13 protein-coding genes are annotated in these 23,191 nt (G+C 70.1%); 3 read left to right on the forward strand and 10 right to left on the reverse strand.

The genetic code is table 11. The features are described 5' to 3' along the window. Window positions 1-3 precede the first annotated feature (3 nt). Window positions 4-7,845 carry a ricin-type beta-trefoil lectin domain protein gene (locus ACIF9R_RS26465; protein ID WP_399984827.1) on the reverse strand — a complete coding sequence of 2,614 codons (7,842 nt, stop codon included), beginning with the start codon at window positions 7,843-7,845 and terminating at the stop codon, window positions 4-6. A 483-nt stretch (window positions 7,846-8,328) separates the two neighbouring features. On the opposite strand from ACIF9R_RS26465, the gene ACIF9R_RS26470 reads away from it, so the two are divergent. Then, window positions 8,329-11,508 (forward strand): DNRLRE domain-containing protein, encoded by a 3,180-nt coding sequence (locus ACIF9R_RS26470; RefSeq protein ID WP_399984828.1) that lies wholly within the window; start codon window positions 8,329-8,331, stop codon window positions 11,506-11,508. 182 nt (window positions 11,509-11,690) lie between these two features. Beyond that, window positions 11,691-12,644, forward strand: a complete 954-nt coding sequence (gene era / locus ACIF9R_RS26475) for a GTPase Era (protein ID WP_399984829.1) — start codon at window positions 11,691-11,693, stop codon at window positions 12,642-12,644. A gap of 6 nt (window positions 12,645-12,650) precedes the next feature. Here the strand turns inward: era and ACIF9R_RS26480 are convergent, their stop codons facing one another. Continuing rightward, window positions 12,651-13,964, reverse strand: a complete 1,314-nt coding sequence (locus ACIF9R_RS26480; protein ID WP_399984831.1) for a GH1 family beta-glucosidase — start codon at window positions 13,962-13,964, stop codon at window positions 12,651-12,653. On the opposite strand from ACIF9R_RS26480, the gene ACIF9R_RS26485 reads away from it, so the two are divergent. Further along, complete coding sequence (locus tag ACIF9R_RS26485; RefSeq protein ID WP_399984832.1) at window positions 13,963-14,637, forward strand: hypothetical protein; 675 nt, start codon at window positions 13,963-13,965, stop codon at window positions 14,635-14,637. The two genes, ACIF9R_RS26480 and ACIF9R_RS26485, sit on opposite strands and share 2 nt — an antisense overlap. Before the next feature lie 173 nt (window positions 14,638-14,810). Here the strand turns inward: ACIF9R_RS26485 and ACIF9R_RS26490 are convergent, their stop codons facing one another. From ACIF9R_RS26490 to ACIF9R_RS26525, 8 genes are all read right to left on the reverse strand, one after another. Beyond that, window positions 14,811-15,290, reverse strand: coding sequence for a hypothetical protein (locus ACIF9R_RS26490; RefSeq protein WP_399984834.1), 480 nt, complete (start codon window positions 15,288-15,290; stop codon window positions 14,811-14,813). 230 nt (window positions 15,291-15,520) lie between these two features. After that, complete coding sequence (locus ACIF9R_RS26495; protein ID WP_399984835.1) at window positions 15,521-15,886, reverse strand: cytidine deaminase; 366 nt, start codon at window positions 15,884-15,886, stop codon at window positions 15,521-15,523. 36 nt (window positions 15,887-15,922) lie between these two features. Then, window positions 15,923-16,282, reverse strand: coding sequence for an MmcQ/YjbR family DNA-binding protein (locus ACIF9R_RS26500; RefSeq protein WP_399984837.1), 360 nt, complete (start codon window positions 16,280-16,282; stop codon window positions 15,923-15,925). Then, window positions 16,279-17,592, reverse strand: a complete 1,314-nt coding sequence (locus ACIF9R_RS26505) for a hemolysin family protein (RefSeq protein WP_399984838.1) — start codon at window positions 17,590-17,592, stop codon at window positions 16,279-16,281. Before ACIF9R_RS26505 ends, ACIF9R_RS26500 begins: the two co-directional genes overlap by 4 nt. Beyond that, on the reverse strand, window positions 17,589-18,086 hold the full coding sequence (gene ybeY, locus ACIF9R_RS26510; RefSeq protein WP_399984840.1) for an rRNA maturation RNase YbeY: 498 nt from the start codon (window positions 18,084-18,086) through the stop codon (window positions 17,589-17,591). Before ybeY ends, ACIF9R_RS26505 begins: the two co-directional genes overlap by 4 nt. Window positions 18,087-18,098: 12 nt before the next feature. Beyond that, the gene (locus ACIF9R_RS26515) at window positions 18,099-20,171 is read right to left on the reverse strand and encodes a PhoH family protein (RefSeq protein WP_399984875.1); all 2,073 of its coding nucleotides are present in this window, start codon (window positions 20,169-20,171) and stop codon (window positions 18,099-18,101) included. A 439-nt stretch (window positions 20,172-20,610) separates the two neighbouring features. Next, window positions 20,611-21,774, reverse strand: coding sequence for a carbohydrate kinase family protein (locus ACIF9R_RS26520; protein WP_399984841.1), 1,164 nt, complete (start codon window positions 21,772-21,774; stop codon window positions 20,611-20,613). A 127-nt stretch (window positions 21,775-21,901) separates the two neighbouring features. Continuing rightward, entirely contained in the window at window positions 21,902-23,185 is a 1,284-nt protein-coding gene (locus ACIF9R_RS26525) for a glucarate dehydratase family protein (RefSeq protein ID WP_399984877.1), read from the reverse strand. Window positions 23,186-23,191 lie beyond the last annotated feature (6 nt).

The raw sequence follows: 23,191 nt of genomic DNA on the forward strand, positions 1-23,191 counted from the left end.
TACCTATCCGGACGGTGGATAGAAGTGCCCCAAGGCGGCATCCCACCACTGGGTCTTACTGTGGTCGATGTACGAGTTGAACTCCTCAATCCTACCGGCCGGAATTCTCCATTCGGTTAGACCGGTAACACCGTTCGAGTTCGGCAACTCGAATTCAAGATCACCGAAGGCTTCTCGGAATCCCGGCTTCATCACAAACCGATGGAATCCCATGTCATGCCCGTTTCCAGCATACTGTGCGGCACCCTCCGGCTTGTTGGAGAGGTAGGCAGTGGGGTGAGGACCTGAATGATTATCCGCATTGAGACCCAGCGCCTCACTCGCTCGCTTTCCTTCGGCTGGCGAGCGGTAGAGAACCGTCTCTCCACAGTTATGGACGAGGACCGGCGTGGCCCCCGCCAGCGCGTAGTACGTGTGGGTGTTGCCGACGGTGAGGTTGTGGACGGTGGTGCCGGGGGTGGTCCAGCGTTTGACTGCGGTGATCTGGACGTGGGTGCCGGCGCTGGTGCGGAGCCACTGCCCGGAGTGGAGGTCGGTGGCGTCGATCCATGCGTCGAGTTCGGGGACCCAGAAGGGGTGGCCGTCGGTCGCGGTGACCGATGCCGTCTTGGTGCCCTTGTCGCCGTCGGTGTCGATGGTGACCTTGACCAGGTGCTTCAGGCCTTCGCCCTTGATCTCGGCGGTGACCGTCTCGATGCGCCGTTCGCCGGTCTTGGGGTCGGTGGCGATGACCTTGTCTCCGGCCTTGACCTTCTCGATGGGCTTGGTGGTGCCGTCGGCCATCAGGACGCGGGTGCCGGGGACGAAGCTGTTGCCGACCGGGCAGGAGCCCCCGCCGTCGGCCTTGCCGGAGTCGCCGCTGCCGCTGCTGCCGCCCTTGCTGCGGGAGGAGCCGCCGGAGTCGCCGCCCGGCTTGGAGCCTCCGCCCTTGCCGCCAGAGCCCTTGCTCACCGAGGACGCCTTCGGGGCGGATTTCGCCTGGGCCTGTTTCTGGACGGGGTTGCCGGTCTTCTTGGTCTGGGCGACCGCCTTGTCGGAGGTTCTCTTGGCCTGTTCCGCCGCCTTCTTCTTGGCGCGTTGCGCGGCTTCCTTCTTCGCCTTCTCGATCGCCGCCTTCTTCGCCTTCAAGGCCGCCGCTTCGGCGGCCTTGGCGGCCTTCAGCACCGCCTCGGCTGCCTTCTTGGCCTTGCGGAAGGCCTGGATGGCGTCGATGGTGCGGTCGATGGCCTTCAGGACACCGGGGATCTTGCCGGCCTTGAACCAGGGGATCGCCCCGAGGACCATGCCCGCGCAGGACCACATGTCCCCGCCGAAACAGGCCATCGCATCGTTGATGCCGATGAAGTCCTTCAGCGTGCTCCACGCCGCATCGAGGATCACCGAGCTCAGCGACTTGCCCATCATCGACTGCGCCTGCGCGACCGCCGCCGCGGACAGACCCGCACCCGCCAGAGCCGCCGCCCGCTCCGAGGCGGTCAGGGTGATGGCCAGACCCGTCGGGTCGGACATCGTCACCGGGTTGTTGTGCGCGTAGGCGTAACCGTTGGACTGGAGCAGGTCGTTCAGGTCCAGGACCGGGTCCGCGGACAGGAAGCGTCCCACCACCGGGTCGTACAGGCGGGCGCCCAGCGGCTGGTAGCCGGAGGAGTCGTCACGCGTCGCGCCCAGGAAACCGGTGTGGCTCTGCTGGCCGACGCCGACCGTACCCCCGCCGCGCTGGTTGCCGAACGGGTCCTGCTTGCGGATCCGCACCGACATCTCGTCCCGGAGGGCCACCTCCGCGTACGTGCTGCCCTGGTGGTCACCCGCGAGCGCGACCAACTGCTCCGTGCCGTTGCCGTAGGCGTAGCGCATCACCGCGCCACCGGGCGCCGAGTAGGTCCGCTGGGTGTTGACCAGGACACCGCCCTGCTGCACGGTCACCTCGGCCTCGCCCAGGTGAAGCGTGGCCTGCTTGCCCTTGATCGTCAGCAACTGCGCGCCGTCGGGGCCGTAGACGTACCGCGTGTCCTTCTGCGGCGCCCACTGCTGTTCGGACTTCGCGGCGTCGCAGGCGGCGAGCACGACCGGTGTCGAACTCGCCGAGTTGGCGTCCTTGACGGCGAGGCAGAGACCCGAGGCGATGTGCGTGAGCTGACCGGAGGTGTTCCGCCTCAGCTCCTGGCCCGCCGAGCCGTCGCACTTGCGCACCTGGACCGCCGAACCGGCGGTGTTCGCGGCCGGTGCCAGGCACCACTCGTCGTGGACGGCCAGCGTGCCTCGGTCGGCGTCGGCCTGCTCCGTCCCCGGAGTGGGGGTGAAGCGCCAGCTCTGCGCCGGTGACGTGTTGCAGGCGTACAGCTGGACCGGCTGCCCCGCGGCCGCCAGACCGCTCTTCAGGTCGAGGCACTTGTCGGCCAGGCCCACGTACGGGGTCTTGCCGCCGGCGCCCTGGCCCTTGATGCGGTCGATCTTGCCGTCGTAGGTCCAGCTCAGCTCCTGCTTGTCGCCGTTCTGGAGGGAGGTGACGGACGTGGTCTCGCCGGTCAGCGCGTACAGCCGCTCGGCCTCGGCCTTGACCTGGGCACCCTGCGGGGTGGTGTAGGTCTTCGACACCTTGGTCAGCGTGTGCGGCTGGGTGCCGTCGGCCTTGCCGTAGGAGTACGTGGTGGTGGCGTCCTTGGCGGCGTCGCCGCCGAGGTCCTTCTCGGTCAGCTTGGTGCGGTTGCCGGCCAGGTCGTACTCGTACTCCTGCCAGTAGCCGGTGTTGTCCGTGCCGGCCGCCACGTTCGGCGTGCCGGTGCCGCCGCCGTCCGGCGCGGCGCAGGCGGTCTGGTCCTTGGCGGTCCAGGCCGTCTTCAGCTGGCCGAGCGGGTCGTAGGCGAAGCACTGCCGCTCGGCTATGCCGTCCGCGTGCTCGCGGATGGCGGTGATGTTGCCGGCCGGGTCGTAGGTGTACGACCGGTTGGAGACGAGGTGACCGCCGACGACGGCCTTGTCCCCGGTCTGCTCGCGGTAGACCGAGTGGTCCTTGAGCTCACCGCTGCCCTCGTCGTACGACGCCTGCGTCCAGACGCGGTACGGCTGCGCGCCCAGGGTCGAGCGCAGCACCTGGCCGTAGGAGTCGTAGACCGTCTCGGCGCCGTACCAGTCCTTGCCGGAGACGGAGAGGGGCTTGCCGTCCTTGTTGTAGCGGACGACGAGCTTCTCGGCGTCGAACCGGCCGACCGCCGGCAGCGAGGCCTCCTTGAGCGCGCCGGTGTCGGTGTAGGTGTAGCCGTAGGTGTAGGAGGTCTTGAGGCCCCAGGTGTCGGCCAGCGCCTGCGGCAGGGTCAGGGTGGTCGAGGTCGGCTGGTAGTCCTCGGTGTAGCCGTCGACCTGCTGGGTGTACGCCGCGCCGTCCGTGTAGCGGGTGGCGGTGGCGGGCATGCCCTTGCCGCCGGGGGCGGAGTCGTAGCCGAAGGAGGCCAGCAGCTTGCCGGCGGCACTGTCCAGGCGCTGCTCGATCGGGCGCGACAGGGCATCGTAGCCGTTCCAGACGGTGACGCCGCGGGCGTTCTCCGTGGTCAGCGGCCGGTCGCGGTGGTCGTAGGTGGTGCTTGTGGTGCCCGTGTCCGGGTCGGTGGAGGTCACCTGCCGGCCACGGTGGTCGTATGTCCAGGTCCACGGGTGCGCGGGGTCGACGGAGTTGACCGCCTTCACCAGCTGGCCGTGACGGTCGTAGCTGTAGCGCATCGACGTGTGGCCGCCGGGCGCGTCCGGGGTGAACGTGTCCACGCGGGAGGTGCGGCCCAGCGCGTCGGTGTAGACGCGGTAGGACGAGGCCCCGGTCGGGTGGATCACCTTCGACCAGTCCTGGCCGTACTCGTAGCGGGTGGCGCGTTCCGGTACCGGCTCCGAGGTCGCTTCCTTGGTCTCCGGGTCGACGACCTTGAGGACCGGCATCTCCGTCACCACGCGGCCGAGGCCGTCATAGGTGTACCGGGTGATGTTGGGGACCGCGGTGTCGGCGAGCGGGGTGAACAGCTCGCCCGACTCGGCCTCGTGGGTGAGGTAGGCGTTGTTGGTCTGCCAGACCTCGCCCGAACTGTTGTACAGCGTGTCGGTGATCAGGTGACCGCCGCCATCGGCCTCCTCCTGCGTCTGCCGCTCGCGGCCGAGGCCGTCGTAGAGGACGACGGAGGTCTCCACGCGGTCGTTGTGGCCGCGGGTGTGGGTGGTGACGAACGGGGGCTTGCGGTCCGGGTTGTCCGGGTCGTACTGCGGGACGGTGTAGACGGCCTTGAAGTCCGGGACGGCGGAGGCGGACGGAGTGCGGCCGGGACCCCACGCCTCGACGAGGCGGCCCAGCGGGTCGTACGTGGCCTCACTGACGCGGCCGTTGGCGTCCGTGGTCTTCACGGCCGTGGAGCGGCCCGGCTCCACTTCCTGCTTCTGGGTGTGGCCGGCGGCGTTGGTCTCGATGATCTCGAAGACCTGGCCGGTGGGCGGGTTGTACTCGATCGTGCCGAAGTTGCCGTCGGGGTCGGTCTGCCTGACGACGCGGCCGACGGCGTCGAACTTGCTGGTGCCGTTGTCCTGGAAGCCGGTGCCGGTGCCGTTCAGGGACCAGGTTTGGGTGGCCAGGCCGCGGGTGGTGTCGGCGAGCGCGGTGCCGTAGGCCGTGTTGTCGTAGGCGGTGCGGGTGGCGCCGCTCAGCGTGGACAGATCGGTGAAGTCGGCGTTCGCGCAGGTGGTGGGTGAGACCAGGGCCTGCTTGGTGAGGCCGATGAGGTTCTTGCCGGTGTGGTGCAGGTACTCCAGCTTCGTGCAGGACTCGTCGCCGGACTTGCCGGTGTCGCCGAGCGACTCGACCTGGGTCGGCAGTCCGTGTGTCGGCTCGAACGTCGTCTTCGAGCGGACCACGCGCTCGGTGCGGGTGTCGTCACCGGTGCCGGAAGACTTGGTGTACGCGAACTCCTCGGGCTCCGTGACGCGCCAGGCGCGCAGCGGGCTCAGTCCGTCGTCGCGGTCCCGCTTGCCCAGTTCGGTGGCGGCGGGGACGGTGACGCTGCGGGAGAGCCAGTCGGTGTCGGCGTCCGAGGCGCTGGTGTAGGTCAGTTCCTCGGCGATGCGGCCGGCGAACGGCTCCAGGTCCTTGGCGATCTCGGCGCCGGTGATGTCCTTCACCGGGACGTCGTCGCCCATGCCCCGGAAGTAGCGGGTGACGGCCTTGGACTTCTTGCTGCCGACGGACGGCTCGTCCGTGCCCGTGATGACGGTGGTCTGCTCGAAGCCCGCGAACTGGGAGTAGGTCCGGGTGGACTTCTTGGTGAACTCCGACTCGGCGAGCCGCCAGCCGGCGTTCTTGTAGGCGTAGGCGGTCTGCGTGGCGAACGCGCCGTCGACGTTGGGGAGTTCCTCGATGGATTCCACGACGTACTTGTGGAACCAGTCGATGTCCTCGACCTCCGGGTCGGGGTGCCAGAACTGCGGGTAGCACAGGCGGGTGTTGGACTTCAGCGCGGCGGTGTCCTTCTTGCCGGGCAGTCCGGTGCCGGTGGCGCAGTCGCCCGTGGCCGGCTTGTAGGTGACGACGGTCTCGCCGCCGTACTCGTTGATGACGCGCGCGATGCGCAGCCGGGAGAAGCCGGGCCGGGGGTCGTCGGGCCGCATCACCCGGTTGGGCATGTCGTCCGCGTTGGACTCGAAGCGCACCGCGTTGAGGGTGACGCTCTCGTCGGTGGAGCCCTCGCGGGCGAAGCCGGTCCGCTGGATGGACTCCAGCCACAGTGCGGTGTTGGGGCCGGTCCTCAGGACCGGGAAGCTCTGGGTGAGGGCGTACCGGTCGACCACCTGGCGGGCGTCGGTGTCGGTGCGCCGCTGGGCGGAGGTCTGGATCTCGGTGAGGCGCTTGCGGGTCCAGAACGTCGGTCCCGCGTTCCAGCACTTCGTCTTGTAGGTGCTGGTGACCTTCTTGCAGTTGAGGTCGGCCGGGGTGTCGTACCAGATGCGGTACTTGCCCGGGTCCTTGTCCTCGAAGTTTTCGTCGGAGCAGGTGAGCGATCCCTCGGCCAGGCAGCGTTCCTCGACCTTGAAGGTGACGCGGGCGGGGGCGGGCGTGGAGAAGATGCTCTCCTTGCGCTGCCCGTAGTCGATGCGGCTCAGGTAGCCGCCGCGGTCGTAGACGACCGGGGCCTTGAAGTTGAAGTTCCGTGCGTAGTAGTTCTGTTCGGTCTTCCACCACAGGGACATGGCGTTGCCGTGGACGTCCTCGACGTAGTCGAGGTTCCAGCGCCAGCCCTGGGTGCACCAGGAGCCGGGCCAGTCCCCGGACTTGTAGCAGTCCTCGCCCAGGTGGTTGCCGTACACCGGCACGGTGAGCACGGAGTCGGTGACCGGCTGTCCCTCGGTCCAGCCCGGGAGCTTGTGCTTGCCGAAGTGGTAGCGGGTGCCGTCGCGGGTGGTGACGACCCAGTACTCGCCGTCCTTGGCGCCGTTGCCGCTCTTGTCGTCCCTGATCCGCTCGATCCTGGAGCCGTCACCGTTGGCGGTGAACCATTCCTTCTGGGTCTCGTCCCACACCAGTTCGGTGGTCATGCCGCCGAGCGAGAGGGTGGCGTTGTCCGAGCCCCAGCACTGGTCCGCGGTGCGGTGCTTGGCGTTGTTCGAGCCGGACTTCTTGGAGTCCTCGCGGCAGTTGGCGTACGTGCGGGTGATGGAGCCGGGGTTGTAGTCCCAGCCGTCGCCGATCCACGAGGCCTGGTTGTTGGTGGCCGACGTGCGTCCGTCGACGCTCTGCGAGGAGTAGCTCAGCGCGATCTTCGGCATCGGGCCGCCGGCGGTCTCGGGGACCTGGACCTGGTAGCCGTAGGTGAAGGCGCCCGAGGAGGCACCCGCCGACCAGGAGCCGGCGGACAGCAGCGGCGTCGCGGTGAAGTCGCCGCCGGCCGAGGCGCCGGTGTCCATGGCGCCGATGACCTGCGGGCCGGAGGCGTCGACGGCCTGGAGCGCGTCGGTGTGCGCGGAGACGGTACGGGCCGAGGCGGTACGGGCCGAGGCGCCGGAGGGTTCCGGGGAGTTCGGGGAGGGGGTGCCGCCGGACCCGGAGGAGGAGTCGGTGTCCGCCGCCGCGCCGCCGAGCAGGTCGGCGACCGGCACGGAGCCCGTCAGGATCTTGTGGGTGGTGGCGTTCTTCGGTGCCTTCGCCTTGGTCGGCGCCTCCTTCGCCGGCACCACCTCGACCGTGCTGCGCAGGAGTTCGGCGGTGTCGTTGTCCGCCGTGCCCAACATGGTCTGCACCCCGCCCTCGGCGGCGCAGTCACCGCTGTCGGGGGAGGTCAGGACGCATTCGGGCAGCAGCACAAGGCCGAAGCGGTCGGCGGCCTGGGGGCCGTAGAGGTCGGCGAAGGAAGTGGTGTCGACCGTGAGCGCGACCTGTGCGGCCGGGTCCGCCGTGGCCGGCGGGGTGACCTGCATGATGAGGCCGGACACGCCGGCTTCCTGGGACGCCGCCGGCGCGGCCAGGTCGACCTGCCACTCACCGGCGAGCGCGGCCGGGTCGGTGCCCTCGGGGGCGCCGAGAGCGACGGGCAGGCCGTTGGACACCGGAACCGTGGTGCCGGCCGCGGTGTCCGGAGACAGGGTCGCGGTGCCGCTGTTCTCGGTCCAGGGGGTGACGGCCGTCGGCGCGTACGGGTCGACGGGGACCTCGGGCGCGGTCGTGAGGTTCTTCTCGGCCTCTTCGTCGCCGTCGACCGGAGTGTTCTTCGGCAGGTCGGGGAGCTCGACCTCCTCGCGGGTCATGCCGGGACCGGGAACCGCCCAGGCCTGCGCGTTGAGGCTCGTGACCATCAGCGTCGAGGACAGCAGAAGGACGGTCGCCACGCGGCCGTGCCGGCGACGCCGTCGTTGTGACTCCGTCGAAGCCGGGCGTCTGCGCCGCGGCCAGGACAGTGGACCTTGAGCACGCATGCGCGTCGACTCCCACCCAGGCGATACGAATGTGTCCGCAACCCTCTGTCACGGGTGGCCCACGCAGCAAGATCGACCTCGTGGAGTTCCGCACAACTGCTGTGATTAGTAGCACAGTTGATGTCATGTCAGACATTGACGTCTCGTGATCAGCGAGTCATACGTCAAGGGGGCGGACACACCGGCACACAAGCGGTGACCAAAAGCCGCACTCACGGCGCACGTATGCACCACTCCACATGCTCACTGAAAGGTCATCACAAAGTCATAACTTTCAAATGCATGGACGTTCTCTGAAGATCGTGTGATCGTTTGCGCGCCCCTGCCCCGTGACCCGCGTCCCGGGGCCGTCCGTGCTGCCCCGTCCGCCTGGTCCACACGGGAGTGACTGCCGCCGTGCCCGCGCCGCCTCGCCTTCTCAGTCCGTTCGTCCGCACGCGCACCAGGCTGAGCCTCACCCTCGGTCTCGTCCTGGCCGCCCTGACCGCCGCCCTGCTGCCCTGGTGGCTCCCCGACGACGCGACGGCGCCCCGGGCCGGCAGCGGGACCGACGCGAAGCCGGCGGCGACCGGCCCCCGCGACGAGACCGCCGCCGCGGCCGAGGCCCGGCGCACCCGCAAGCCGGTCCTCGTCGACACGGAGACCACCGCCACCTCGCGGACCTGGGCACAGCCCGACGGGAAGATGCGCACCGAGATGACCGCCCTCCCACGGCGGGCGAAGAACGCCACGGGGGCGTGGGCGCCGATCGACAACCGGCTCCGGCGGACCGGCAAGGCCGGTGACGGCCTGGGCATCCGTCCGGTCAACCCCGCGACCCCGGTGCGGTTCGCCAGCGGCACGCCCGGCGGGAAGAGCCGTGCCGACCGCTCCTACGCCCGTCTCCCCCTGGCCGGCGCGTCCGCCGCCACGGACACGGTGCTGGCCGAGATGGACCTCGACGGGCACACCCTCACCTACACCTGGCCGGGCGAGCTGCCCGAGCCGGTGCTCGACGGCCCCCGGGCGCTCTACCCGGACGTGCTGCCGGGCGTCGACCTGCTGCTGGTCGCCCGCGAGGAGGGCGGCTTCGCACAGCTGCTGATCGTCAAGGACCGTGAGGCCGCGCGGAGCAAGGCGCTGGCGGAGGTCTCCTACGGGCTGCGTTCCGAGACGGCCGTGTTCCGGTACGACGAGGCCGGCAGCCGTGTCATGGTCCTCGACCGGTCCGGCAAGGAGATCGGCTCCGTCCCGACGCCCTTCGCCTGGGACTCCGACGGCCGCGACCCCGAACTGCGCGAGGACGAACCCCGCACCTCCGTCGCCACCCCGGCCGACGTACTGAAGCTGTCCGGCCTGAGCGGCATCGAGCCGGGCGCGCGGCAGGCCCGGTTGCCGATACGCCTCCAGGGTGACGGGACCCAGCGGACCCGGATCGACCTGGGGCTCGGCAAAACCGCTCTGCTGACCGACCCGGACACCCGCTTCCCGGTGTTCGTCGACCCGACCATCAACCCGGGCTCGGCGGCCTGGACGGTGGCGTACAAGCCGTATCCGAACAGCAGCTTCTGGAACGGCACCAACTTCAGCTCCGGCACCTCCGACGCCCGCGTCGGCCACGAGGACGACACGAACGGCACCGCCCGCTCCTTCTGGCGCATGAAGTACAGCAGCAGCCTGAAGGGCGCGACGATCACCGACGCGAAGTTCAAGGTGCTCAACAACCACTCGTGGTCCTGCACCAAGCGCGAGTTCCAGTTCTGGCTGACCGGGGCGATCTCCTCGGGCACGACGTGGAACAAGCAGCCGAGCTGGACCACCAAGGTCGACGCGCAGTCCTTCGCACACGGCTGGTCCTCCAGCTCCTGCCCCGACGCCTACGAGTCGTTCGACGTGGACGCCGCCGCCCAGAAGGGCGCGGACGGCGGCTGGTCGACCATCACCTTCGGTATGCGTGCCACCAGCGAGTCCGACACCCAGACCTGGCGCAAGTTCAAGGCGAGCTCGGCGTCGCTGACCGTGACCTACAACCGCAAGCCCAGCGAGCCCACCGGCGGCAAGTCCGCGCCCGGCGGGGCCTGCGTGCCCGGCCCGGGCGCCGGCGTGACCATCGGCAAGACCAAGATCACCCTGTCGGCGAACGCCAAGGACGCCGACGGCAACCTCCGCGAGCTGCAGTTCCGCTTCTGGAAGACCGGCGGGACCGTCCCGGCCGCGAAGATCGCCACGCCGGACTCCAGCGGCACCGCCCGGGTGGAGATCCCCACCACCTTCCCCCTGGAGGACAAGACCACCTACTCGTGGGACGTGCGCGCCGTGGACACCGAGGGCGCGGCCTCCACGTACTTCCCGCCGGGCACCGAACCCTGCCGGATCACCGTCGACGCCACCGCTCCGCCCCAGCCCGAGATCGAGAGCGAGGACTTCCCGCGGGCCACCTCCGACGGCCAGACCTGGGCGAAGGTCAAGTTCGGCACGACCGGCTCCGTGACGCTCCTCTCCTCGGGCGCGACCAGGTTCCGGTACACCATCGAGGGCCTGAAGTGGCTGGAGACACCGGCCACCGGCGGCCAGGCGACCATCTCCCTGGCGCCGGCGCACGCGGGCCCCAACTGGCTGCTCGTGTACGCGTACGACGCGTACGGCAACCAGAGCGCCCGCACCGACTACGCCTTCTACGTCCCGCCCCGGGACAAGGCCGACGCGCCCTGGGACACCGGGGGCGACGGCATCCCCGACCTGCTGATCGTGAACTCCTCCGGCACCCTGCAGAACTGCGTCGGTGCCGAGGGCGGCGAGTTGTACGGCTGCCTGGGCGCCGCGTACTCCACGGACGAGCGGACCGCGGAGACGACACTGAATCCGAAGGACCACTGGTTCGACCCGGCCACCGGCAAGGCCGCGCTGATCACCCACTACGCGGACGCCTACCCCGGCGACGGCTCCACCGACCTGTTCGCCGTGACCCCCGACGGCAGGGCCTGGCTCTACCCCGGGGACGGCTACGGCAGCTTCGACATCGGTGAGCGGCTCGCCATCCGGCTGCCCGCGAACGCCCCGGCCCCCTCCACCTGGACCCAGATCAAGGCGGTCGGCGACATCACCGGCGACCGGCACCCCGATCTGGTCCTGCGGGCCGGCGCCGAGTTCTGGACGCTCTCCGGCTACACCGGCGGCACCTTCCGGGAGGCCACGCTCATGAACTCGAACGCCTGGGCCCGCCGCGAGATCGTCAACGTGGCCGACATCAACGGCGACACGACGCCCGACCTGCTGTGGCGCAACCTGGACAACGGCAACATGTACGTCCGGCACGGCAAGCCCGGTCCCGTCAGCGGCAGCGTCGACCTGGTCTCACTGAAGCTGGCCTCCGGCTCGCTCAACGGTGACGTGGCCTACGGCACCAGCTGGAGCGAGGCCAACGTCCCGACGGCCCTCGGCATCCCCGACGTCAGCGGCGACGGCATCCCCGACATCTGGGCACGCCTGAGCTCCGACGGGGCGACCCGGATCTACAACCCGTCCAGAACCAACACGAACCCTCCCGTGAAGGTCGTCCTGAGCGTGGACTGGAACACGGTCAAGGCCTTCGGCTGACGCCGGACGCGTCCACGTGCCCACCGGGCCCCTGCCACCCCCTCGCGGGGCGGCCGGGGCCCGGCGCCGTCGGCGGGTTCGTACCGTGGAGGTCCGGACGCCCGTCCGACGTGGTTCGTACCGTGGCGGTCCGGCGCCACCGCTGGTTCGACCGGGTTCGTGGATCAGGGAGAATGGGCGGCATGAGTGTTCGTACCCAGTCATCCGAGCAGCCGGCCGAGGCCGTCCACCGGGCCGGTTTCGCCTGCTTCGTGGGCCGCCCCAACGCGGGCAAGTCCACCCTCACGAACGCTCTGGTCGGGCAGAAGGTGGCGATCACCTCGAACCGGCCGCAGACCACCCGGCACACCGTGCGCGGCATCGTGCACCGCCCGGACGCGCAGCTGATCCTGGTGGACACCCCCGGCCTGCACAAGCCGCGCACCCTGCTCGGCGAGCGGCTGAACGACGTGGTGCGTACCACGTGGGCCGAGGTCGACGCGATCGGCTTCTGCATCCCCGCCGACCAGAAGCTCGGCCCCGGCGACCGCTTCATCGCCAAGGAACTCGCCGGGATCAAGAAGACCCCGAAGATCGCGATCGTCACCAAGACCGACCTGGTGGACGGCAAGGCGCTGGCCGAGCAGCTGATCGCCGTGGACCAGCTCGGCAAGGAGCTGGGCATCACCTGGGCGGAGATCGTCCCGGTGTCGGCGACCGCGAACCAGCAGGTCGACCTGCTGGCCGACCTCCTCATCCCGCTGATGCCGGAAGGCCCCGCCCTCTACCCCGAGGGCGACCTCACCGACGAGCCCGAGCAGGTCATGGTCGCGGAACTGATCCGTGAGGCGGCCCTGGAGGGCGTCCGCGACGAGCTCCCGCACTCCATCGCCGTGGTCGTCGAGGAGATGCTCCCGCGCGAGGACCGCCCGGCCGACAAGCCCCTCCTCGACATCCACGCCAACCTGTTCATCGAGCGCCCCAGCCAGAAGGGCATCGTCATCGGCCCCAAGGGCAAGCGCCTGAAGGACGTCGGCATCAAGTCCCGCAAGCAGATCGAGGCGCTGCTGGGCACCCCGGTGTTCCTGGACCTGCACGTCAAGGTCGCCAAGGACTGGCAGCGGGACCCGAAGCAGTTGCGGCGGCTGGGTTTCTGACCGGGATCAGCGGCCGCGCTGCGCGCGCAGCAGCTCCCTGAACCAGCCGTACGACTCCTTCGGGGTCCGCTCCAGCGTGTCGAAGTCGACATGGACCAGCCCGAAACGGCGGGCGTAGCCCTCCGCCCACTCGAAGTTGTCCAGCAGCGACCACACGAAGTAGCCGCGCACGTCCACCCCCGCCTCCACCGCCCGGTGCAGCGCGCGCACGTGCCCGTCGAGGTAGGCGATACGGTCCCGGTCGTCCAGGCCCTCGTACGCGCAGCCGTTCTCGGTGACGACCACCGGCGGGAGGCGGTCGCCGTAGCGGGTCCGGAAGGTGGTGAGGACCTCCGTCAGCGCCTCCGGGACCACCGGCCAGCCGAAGTCCGTCACCGGTCGGCCCTCGATCTCCCGCACGGAGAAGGGCAGTTCGGCCGGCATGCGCACCCCGCCGAAGTCGATCTCCGTGCCCTGCGGCGCACCCACGCTCGTCGGCGCGTAGTAGTTGATCCCGTACCAGTCCAGCGGCTCCGCGATGATCCGCAGGTCGGCCTCCACATCACCCGGCATCAGCTCGCCGATGCCCTCCGGGTAGCGGCCGAGGAGCAGCGGGTCAGCGAACATCCGGTTCAGCAGGGTGTCGTAGAAGCCGGCCGCCGCCACATCCGCCTCGTCCTCGGAGGCCGGCCAGGTCGGCGCGTGCGAGTTCGCGATGCCGATGTCGTCCGCCCCCGCCGCCCGCAGCGCCCGCAGCGCGAGTCCGTGCGCCAGCAGTTGGTGATGGGCCACCGGAAGCGCGTCGAAGAGCAGCCTCCGGCCGGGCGCGTGCACCCCCAGCGCATGCCCCAGCAGGGTGTGTTCGGCGGGCTCGTTGAGCGTGATCCACTTCGCCACCCGGTCACCCAGCCGCCCGGCGACCTCCGACACGTACTCCGCGAACCGCTCGGCGGTGTCCCGCTCCAGCCAGTCGAGCCCCGCCGGCAGATCCCAGTGGAACAACGTCACCACCGGCCGTACGCCCGCCGCGCACAGATCGTCGACCAGCCGGTCGTAGAAGTCCGGGCCGCCCTTGGCCAGCATCCTCGGCCAGGACACGGAGAAGCGGTACGCGTCCACGCCGAGGCCGGCCAGCAGCGCCACGTCCTCGGCGTGACGGTGCACGTGGTCGCAGGCCACCGCCGCTGTCGAGCCGTCGCGGATCCGCCCCGGCTCCGCCGAGAACACATCCCACACGGACGGCTCGCGCTCGTCCGCGGCCCCCTCGATCTGGTGCGCCGAGGTCGACACACCCCACAGGAAACCGTCCGGGAATCGGGGCATCGGGTTCGTCGTCACCATGGCCCGGATCATCGACACCGACGACGGTCCACGTCAACGCCCATGCGCCGAAAGGACGTTAACCGGCACCCTGCACGTCCCGGCGGCGGTGCGACCGCTGAACCGCCCGGCAGCGGGCCCGACGCGCTCGACCCCGGTCGTGCTCCATGCCGGTGCGTATCCGGAAGCAGGACCCGTTCGGGCGACCCGCACGGTCCGGGTACGGTCGGTGTGGGCCGGCGAGGCGATGGAGGGTGACAAGGTGATTCCACAGGTCGGCGATGAAGTGGTCGTCTCCTGCGAGCCCGCAAGCGCCGAGGTCGTCCGTGTCGATTCGCGGTACATCACTTTGAAGTGGCCGTGGGGAGTGATCGACGATTCCTCGAGTTTCCGGTGGAACGGAATGAACGCCCTGCCGTACGGCGATTCGCACCAGGAATGGGTTCCCTACCGAATTGAGCCCGCGGCATCCGAACTCCGGGCGGGAGACAGGTGCACGGTGTCCATTCCGCCGAAGCGTCTCCACGTCGGGCATTACGAGGAGTACAACCCTCCGCGCAATCTCGGCTGGTCCCCCGCGCCCACGGCGGGAATCTACGTGCTGCCACCGGAGAAGTCCGACGACGAGGAGGCGGGGTGCATGCTGTATCTCGGCGGTGCCGAACCTGTTCGCCTGGAGCCGGTCGAGGACTGACCTCGCTTCGTCAGCGCCCATGACCGCCTGACCACCGTCGGTGACACCCACACGATTCCGTTGGATCACTCGGTCACCGCTGTGGAGGGTTACCTGGGCCGGAACAGCAGCAGTCGCGGGAGTTCCCGGGCCGGACACCCATGGGGCGTCCGGCCCGGTCGTCCGCCCGCGGATCAGTCGAAGACGAACGGGCCCGGGGCCTGCGGGGCCGTCGCCGTGCAGGTGATGGTGATGAAGCCGAAGGCCGTCACCTTCAGGGTGCCGCCGAAGGCTTCCAGGGTGTCGCCGGGGGCTACCGTGCCGCTGAGCGGGCCGACCTCGAGGGCGTCGCCGGTCGACATGGCCGGGTTCTTGGTGCCCTTGAAGACGGTGGTGCCGCCGCCGGCCTTCACCATCGTCAGCTCCGATACCAGGGAGTCCTTGGCGAGGGCGAGGGGCGCCGTGACCGCGGAGGTGTTGATGGTGATGGTGGCGGAGGTGCCGTTCTGGGTCGCTGTCAGGGTGGCGTCGCCGCCGCCCCAGGTCCCGCAGTCGGCGTTGACGGTCGCCGAACCGGGGGCGACGGCGGCCGCCGCCGGGGCGAAGGCGAGTCCACAGACCGCGAGTGCGCCTGCCGCCAGGGACAGACCCGTTCCGAATCGCTTGCCTCTCATGGGATTCCGGCTCCCTTTCCGTGTGGGGAGGAGCCCCTGGGGAGGGGACTCCGTCGGGGGAACTGTTCGGGGAACTGATCGGCAGTTGGGGTCCGGACCCGCTGCATCACACCGGCCGACGACGTCTCGTCGGAACCGGCGGTTCTATTGATGCGCGGGAGGCAGTGCGCGACAAGGTTGAAATCTGGCCTATTTACCGGCGGTAACACCACGGGGGGCAACCATCCGCGTCACCCCGCCGTGAGGGTCTCCCGTACTGTGCCGTCGGGGCCCGCCACCAGCACCGGAGTGCCGGGGCCGCCGAGGTCCCGTACCGCCGCGCGATCCTCGGCCGACGCCGACGCCGCCCCCGTCACCACGGCCGCCGCCTCCAGCGACGTCGCGCCGGACGCCACCGCCATCGCCACCGCCGTCTGCAGGGCGCTCAGCTTCAGGGAGTCCAGGGCCACGGTCCCGGCGGCGTACGTCCGCCCGGTCTCGTCCCGCACGGCGGCCCCCTCGGGCACACCGTTGCGGGCCCGCACGGAACGGGCCAGGGTGACGATCTTGCGGTCCTCGGGGTCGAGGGCGGTGGTGTCGGTGTCGGTGTCGGTCATGATCCGAGCATAAGCATGATCCGAGCACAGGAGGGCTCAGGGGCGGTCGAGGCGGAGGCGGTCGGCACGCGGGAGGCCCGCCACGACCAGGTCGTAGGAGTCCTCGACCAGCTCCCGGACCAACCGGTCGGGGAGGGCCCCGTCGACCGTCACCGTGTTCCAGTGGCGCTTGTTCATGTGCCAGCCGGGGACGATCAGGTCCGGGTGGTCGGCGCGGAGCCGGATCGCGTCCTCCGGGGCGCACTTGAGGTTGACCTTGAGGGGGTCCGCGTCCAGGTTCGCCAGGGCGAACAGCTTGCCGCACACCTTGAAGACCGAGGTCTCCGGGTTGAAGGGGAAGTCCTCCTCCGCCGCGTTGAAGGACAGGCACAGGGCGCGCAGCTCTCGCGGGGTCACTCCGGCCCGTCCTCCTCCTCGTCGCGGGGCGGGGCCACGGGGTCCACCGGCTCCACCAGCACCGTGACCACCTTGTTGCGGCGGCCGGCCGACGCCTCCGCGGTCAGCCGCAGCCCGCGGGCGTCGGGGAGTTCCACCACGGACGACGCGCCCGCGATCGGGACCCGGCCCAGGTGTTTGGCGAGCAGCCCGCCGACGGTCTCCACGTCCTCGTCGTCGTACTCCTCCAGCCCGTACAGCTCACCGAGGTCGGTGATGTCGAGGCGGGCGGTGACCCGGTAGCGGCCCTCGCCCAGCTCCTCGACCGGCGGGATCTCACGGTCGTACTCGTCGGTGATCTCGCCGACGATCTCCTCGAGGATGTCCTCGATGGTGACGATGCCCGCGGTGCCGCCGTACTCGTCGACGGCGACGGCGACGTGGTTGCGCTGCTTCTGCATCTCGCGCAGCAGGTCACCGGCGTTCTTGGTGTCGGGCACGAAGAACGCCGGGCGCATCGCCGTGGACACCAGCTCGTTCTCGGCGTCCCTGCTGATGTGGGTCTTGCGGGCCAGGTCCTTGAGGTAGACGATCCCGACGATGTCGTCCTCGCTCTCGCCGGTCACCGGAATCCGGGAGAAGCCGGAGCGCAGGGCGAGGGTGAGGGCCTGCCGGATGGTCTTGTAGCGCTCGATCACCACCAGGTCGGTGCGCGGCACCATCACCTCGCGCACGAGCGTGTCGCCCAGTTCGAAGACCGAGTGCACCATGCGGCGCTCCTCGTCCTCGATCAGCGACTCCTTCTCCGCGAGGTCCACCATCGCGCGCAGCTCCGCCTCGGAGGCGAAGGGACCGCGCCGGAACCCCTTGCCGGGGGTCAGCGCGTTGCCGATGAGGATGAGGAGCGACGGGATCGGGCCCATGATCCGCGCGAGCGGCACCAGGACGTACGCGGCTGCCGTGGCCGTGTTCAGCGGGTGCTGGCGGCCGATGGTGCGCGGGGAGACCCCGACGGCGACGTACGACACGAGGACCATGATCGCGATGGCGATCAGCAGCGCCTCGGCCGTCCCGTCGAACTCCCGCAGGCAGCCGTAGGTGATCAGCGAGGCCGCGGCCATCTCGCAGGCGACCCGGACCAGCAACGCCACATTGAGGTAGCGGGTGGGGTCGGCGGCGATCTGCGCGAGCTTGGCGCTGCCCCGGCGGCCGGAACGTACGGCTTCCTCGGCGCGGAAGCTGGAGACGCGCGCGATACCGGCCTCCGCGGAGGCGGCCAGCCAGGCGACGACGACCAGGGCGATCGCGCCGAGTACGAGGGTCGGACTCATGACACGGTCGGGGCCGGGGACGGGCCGGTCAGGCCCCTCTCCGCGCGCCAGCCGTCCACGATGGCCGCCTGGAGGCCGAACATCTCGGCCTTCTCGTCCGGCTCCTCGTGGTCGTAGCCCAGCAGGTGCAGCACACCGTGGACGGTGAGCAGGTGCAGCTCCTCGTCCATGGTGTGCCGTGTCGGTGCGTCCTGACCCTGCTTGGCGGCGACCTCGGGGCACAGCACGATGTCGCCGAGCAGCCCCTGCGGCGGCTCCACATCGTCCTTGGACGGGGGCCGCAGCTCGTCCATGGGGAACGACATGACGTCCGTCGGCCCGGGGAGGTCCATCCACTGGATGTGCAACTGCTCCATGGCGGCGGCGTCCACGACGATCACCGAGAGTTCGGAGAGCGGGTGGATGCGCATCCGCGCGAGCGCGTAGCGGGCGATGTCGAGGATCGCCTGCTCGTCGACCTCGGTTCCGGACTCGTTGTTGACGTCGATCGACATCTGGTGCTCGGTCTACTTCCCCTTGGGCCCGGACCTGCCCCGGCCGCCCTTGTGCGTGCCGTTCTCGGTGCCGTGCGTGCTGTCGTACTGCTCGTACGCGTCGACGATACGGCCCACCAGCTTGTGCCGGACGACATCCTGGGACGACAGCCGGGAGAAGTGGACGTCGTCCAGGCCCTCCAGGATGTCCTGCACCTGCCGCAGTCCCGACTTGGTGCCGCTCGGCAGGTCGACCTGCGTCACATCACCCGTGATCACGATCTTCGAGTCGAAGCCGAGGCGGGTGAGGAACATCTTCATCTGCTCGGGGCTGGTGTTCTGGGCCTCGTCGAGAATGATGAAGGCGTCGTTGAGCGTGTTGTGCGTCAGCAGGTAGTTCTGGGTGACGTACAGCGAGTCCTCGGCCGCGACCTGGATACAGACCGTCTCCTCGCGGCCTGCGGGTTCGATGCTGTCGATGAAGCGCATCGGACGCCCGCCCCCTCCGGCGGCGTGGTACTTGTCCCGCTTGCGGGACAGGCGGAACGGCTCGATGCCTTCGGGCAGACGGATGTCGACGACATGGGCATCACAGCGATACTCGACGTCCCTGCCGCGGACCAGCCCGGGCTTCCGTCCCTCTGCCGGCCGACGACGCGTGTACGCCACTCCGCCCAGTGACTGAACGAGCGCGATCACGTCGTCCCGGAGCAGGATCGACGTGGTCGTGTACTGGACACGGCAGGTGCGGTCCCGTTGTGTGACCGGACCACCGTCGGAATCCAGCAGCCCTTGGAGTACGGCCAGACGGACACCGGCGGAGTTGTACAGGTAGTCGTCCGGAACGAACTTGGTGTTCGACCGTGTGCGCAACAGGTCGAGTTCGCGCAGAACTCCGGTCACCGGGTTTTCCAGGGTGACCACATCGCCGGGTGACTTGACCCTGTTGAGTACGTAGTCGGGACCGCCCCGATGTCGCAGCTCGACGCCGGGCAGGACGGATGCCAGCGCCACCGCCAACTCCGGGTCCTCTGTCGCGTAGGACGGTGTGGTGGAGCCCGTCAAGCACCCATCGCCGAGGAGCAGGCCAAGAGCATACGGATCCATGGGGATCTCCCGCGCAGGAAACTGCACCGGCGCGGTGAGCAGCGGCAACTCGTACCGGCGGGCATGGGTGGCACGGAGGTTCCCGATCATCTCCTGGGTCTCCAGCACACGCCATGGCTTGTTGCGGCGCTTGTCCGCCGCCGTACGCACGGTCCACAGATGCTCGCCGCAGCACAGTGTCCAGGAACCGTCCTGGGCGGTGACACGATAAACATCCTTCTGACCCTGCGGGTACACGCCGAGGACGGGCGTCGGTTCGCCGTTGGAGCCGACGACCAGGTCCCCGACCTGAAGATCTCCGATGGGACGCCAGCCGTCCGGAGTAAGGACATTGGTGAAGACCGGCTGGGCGCGGCCCCGCATGTACGCCAGCGGCGCGACCTCGATGGTGCCCGCCGCCATCAGACGGGGGATCGAGTCGGGGTCGAGCATGTCGTGCAGGGCGTCGTAGAGCGGGCGCAGATAGGGGTCGATCTTCTCGTAGAGCGTGCCCGGGAGGAATCCGAGCCGCTCCCCCGCCTCGACCGCCGGCCGGGTCAGGATGATGCGGTTGACCTGCTTGGACTGCAGGGCCTGGACCGCCTTGGCCATGGCCAGATAGGTCTTGCCGGTGCCCGCGGGGCCGATACCGAAGACGACGGTGTGCTTGTCGATCGCGTCGACGTAGCGCTTCTGGTTGAGCGTCTTGGGGCGGATGGTGCGACCGCGCGAGGACAGGATGTTCTGTGTGAGTACCTGGGCCGGGGTCTCCTGGCCGTCGCTCTTCCCGTCCTCGCTCGCCTTGAGCATGGCGATCGAGCGTTCCACTGCGTCCTCCGTCATCGGCTGCCCGGTGCGGAGCACCAGCATCATCTCGTCGAACACGCGCGAGATCAGGGCGACCTCGGCCGCGTCGCCGGCCGCGCTGATCTCATTGCCCCGGACATGTATGTCGGCCGCCGGGAAGGCCTTCTCGATCACACGCAGGAGGGAGTCTCCGGACCCCAGCACGGTCACCATGGCGTGCTGGGCGGGAACGGTGAACTGCACTTTCGCCTGTCCCTGCGCGGGGGTGCGATCTGTCGGTGTCTGAGTCATGGGCCGGCTCTGAAGGCCTGCGGATCCTCCTCGTCACGGCCGCGCAGCTGTGGGCGGCCTCGCGATTCCCAGGGTACGACGCAGGGGTGACAAGCCCGTAGGGCTTTTCACCCGGCCTCGCCGGCGGGGGCGGCAACGGGCCGGGGGAGGCTGGGTACGCGCGCCGATCCCGCGGGCCTTTCCGGGCCCCCGAGCCACCCGCACCCCAGCCCGCCTCCCGCCCCCCGAGCCGCTACGCCGTGGGCCGCCTTTCAGGGCACCGAGTCGGGTGGTGGGTGGGCATGGGCCGGGGGTCCAGGGGGCGGAGCCCCCTGGCGGGGGCGCGGGGGCGGAGCCCCCGAAACGGGCGGAGCCCCGTTCGTCAGGCCGACCGGCCGAAGCCGATCGTCGGCACCGCCCGCCGCCGCGGCCACGGCCGCCCCGCCTCCTCCGGCACCAGCTCCGCCAGGAACCCGTACCGCCGCAGCGCCGACTGTTCCTGCCCCTCCACCGACTGCACCTTCCGCCACCACGCCGCCACCTCGGTCCACCCGGGCGCCGACAGGGATCCCCCGAACTCCTGGACGGACAGCGCCGCCGTGAGCCCCGCGAAGGCGAGCCGGTCGGCCAGCGGCCACCCCGCGAGGCTGCCCGTGACGAACCCGGCGACGAACACGTCCCCCGCCCCCGTCGGATCCAGCGCCTCGACCTCGATCGCCGGCACCGACGCCGTCTCCCCCGTACGCCGGTCCACCGCGTACGCGCCCTCCGCGCCCAGGGTCACCACCACCACCGGCACGTGCTCGGCCAGCACGTGCGCTGCCGCGCGCGGGCAGTTCCTGCCGGTGTACCGCATCGCCTCCGCCGCGTTCGGCAGGAAGCCCTCGCAGTGCGCCAGGTCCGGCAGCCGGGCCAGGTCCCACTCCCCGCTGTCGTCCCAGCCGACGTCACCGAAGATCCTCGTCCCCTTCCGCGCGGCCTGCGCGATCCAGGGCGCGCCACGGCCGGGGGTGAGGGAGGCGACGGCGGCCCGCGCACGCGGCGGGCAGTCGGGCGCGGGCTCCTCCGGGGGAGGTTCGTGGCCGTGGGAGACCATCGTGCGCTCGCCCTCGTACGCCATGGAGACGGTGACCGGGGAGTGCCAGCCGGGCACGGTGCGCGACAGGGAGAGGTCGATGCCCTCGCCCCGTTCCAGCGTGTCCCAGCAGTACTCGCCGTAGTGGTCGTCGCCGAAGGCCGCCGCGAGGGAGGTGCGCAGACCGAGCCGGGCCAGGGCGGTGGCCATGTTGGCGACACCGCCGGGGCTCGACCCCATCCCCCGCGCCCAGGACTCGGTCCCGCGCACCGGTGCGGAGTCGAGCCCGGTGAAGACGATGTCGAGGAAGACCGTGCCGGTGAGATAGACGTCCCAGGGCGGGTCGCCCGGTGCGCGCAGGGCGGCGAGGGGATCGAGCGGGACGGCCGGGCGGCGGTCCGGGGCCCCGGTTCGTCCCTCGGTCCGTCGCTCGGTTCGTCCCCCGTTGCGTGCCTTCCCGGTGGCGGCCATCACGGTGCGCTCCCTGACGTGGTGCGGATCAGGCCAGTGTGCACCACACCACCGACAGTGTGACGACGGTCACTCCATGTCGGTCCCGGAGAGGTCCGGGATCACCGCCGGGGCGTCCCCGGGGCGCTCACCAGCGCGGCACCGAGGGCGTGACCCAGTCCGGGTCGGCGATGCGCATGGCCGCCGCGTCGTCGCGGTCCCGCAGCGAGCCGTCGTCGTCGAGCCATCGTCGGTGGAGGAACGCCAGCCGGTCCCGGTCGAGTTCCACGCCGAGGCCGGGTGCGTCGGAGACCCGCACGGCGCCGCCCTCGAAGGCGGGCGGCTCGGTGAGGACGTCCTCCGACTGCCAGGGGTAGTGCGAGTCGCAGGCGTGGTGCAGGTTGGGCACGGTCGCCGCCACCTGGGTCATCGCGGCGAGGCTGATCCCCAGGTGGGTGTTGGAGTGCATGGACACCCCGACGCCGAAGGTGCGGCAGATGGCGGCGAGCTGCTGGGTGTTGCGCAGTCCGCCCCAGTAGTGGTGGTCGGAGAGGACGACCTGGACGGCGTCGCGGGTGAACGCCTCCTTGATCTCGGCGAAGGTCGTCACGCACATGTTGGTGGCCAGCGGCACCCCGGTGCGGGCGGCGACCTCGGCCATGCCGGGGGTGCCGAGGGTCGGGTCCTCCAGGTATTCGAGGACGTCCCCGAGCTCGGCGGCCACCTTCAGGGAGGTCTCGACGGACCAGGCGCCGTTGGGGTCGAGGCGCAGGGGGTGCCCGGGGAAGGCGGCGGCGAGGGCGTGTACGGCCGCGATCTCCTCGTCGGGCGCGAAGACGCCGCCCTTGAGCTTGAACGACGTGAACCCGTACCGCTCCTTGAACCGGCGGGCCTGCTCGACGATGCCGACCGGGTCGACAGCGGCGCCCCAGTCGTCCTTCTCGGCCGGGATGCCGTCCGGGTGGTCGGCCCACTTGTAGAAGAGGTACGCGCTGAAGTCGACGGTGTCGCGCACCTTGCCGCCGAGCAGCGTGTGCACGGGCAGTCCGAGGCTCTTGCCGACGGCGTCGAGACAGGCGACCTCGAAGGCGGAGAGCACGGACAGGCGCAGTTTGTCGGCGGTCTGCACGCCGCGCAGTCCGCCCACGTCGACCTGGCCGGAGACCCGGGAGTCGTCGACGGCCACCGCGTCGGCCTCGGTGAACAGCCGGTTCAGGTCGTCGGCCCGGCGGCCGACCAGCCGGTCGGCGAGGGGTCCGGCCAGTTCCAGGTACTTGGAGTCGCCGTAGGTCTCGCCCAGCCCGGTGGTCCCGTCGGCGGTCACCACCTCGACGATCAGGCGGGGGGTGTACGGCTGATGGACGCCCTGGGTGTTGAGCAGCGGCGGGTCGGCGACCAGGATCGGCGTGAGACGGACCACGGTCACGGTCAGGTCGCG

This window comes from Streptomyces sp. NPDC086080 (genome assembly GCF_044540255.1).
GTDB lineage: Bacteria > Actinomycetota > Actinomycetes > Streptomycetales > Streptomycetaceae > Streptomyces.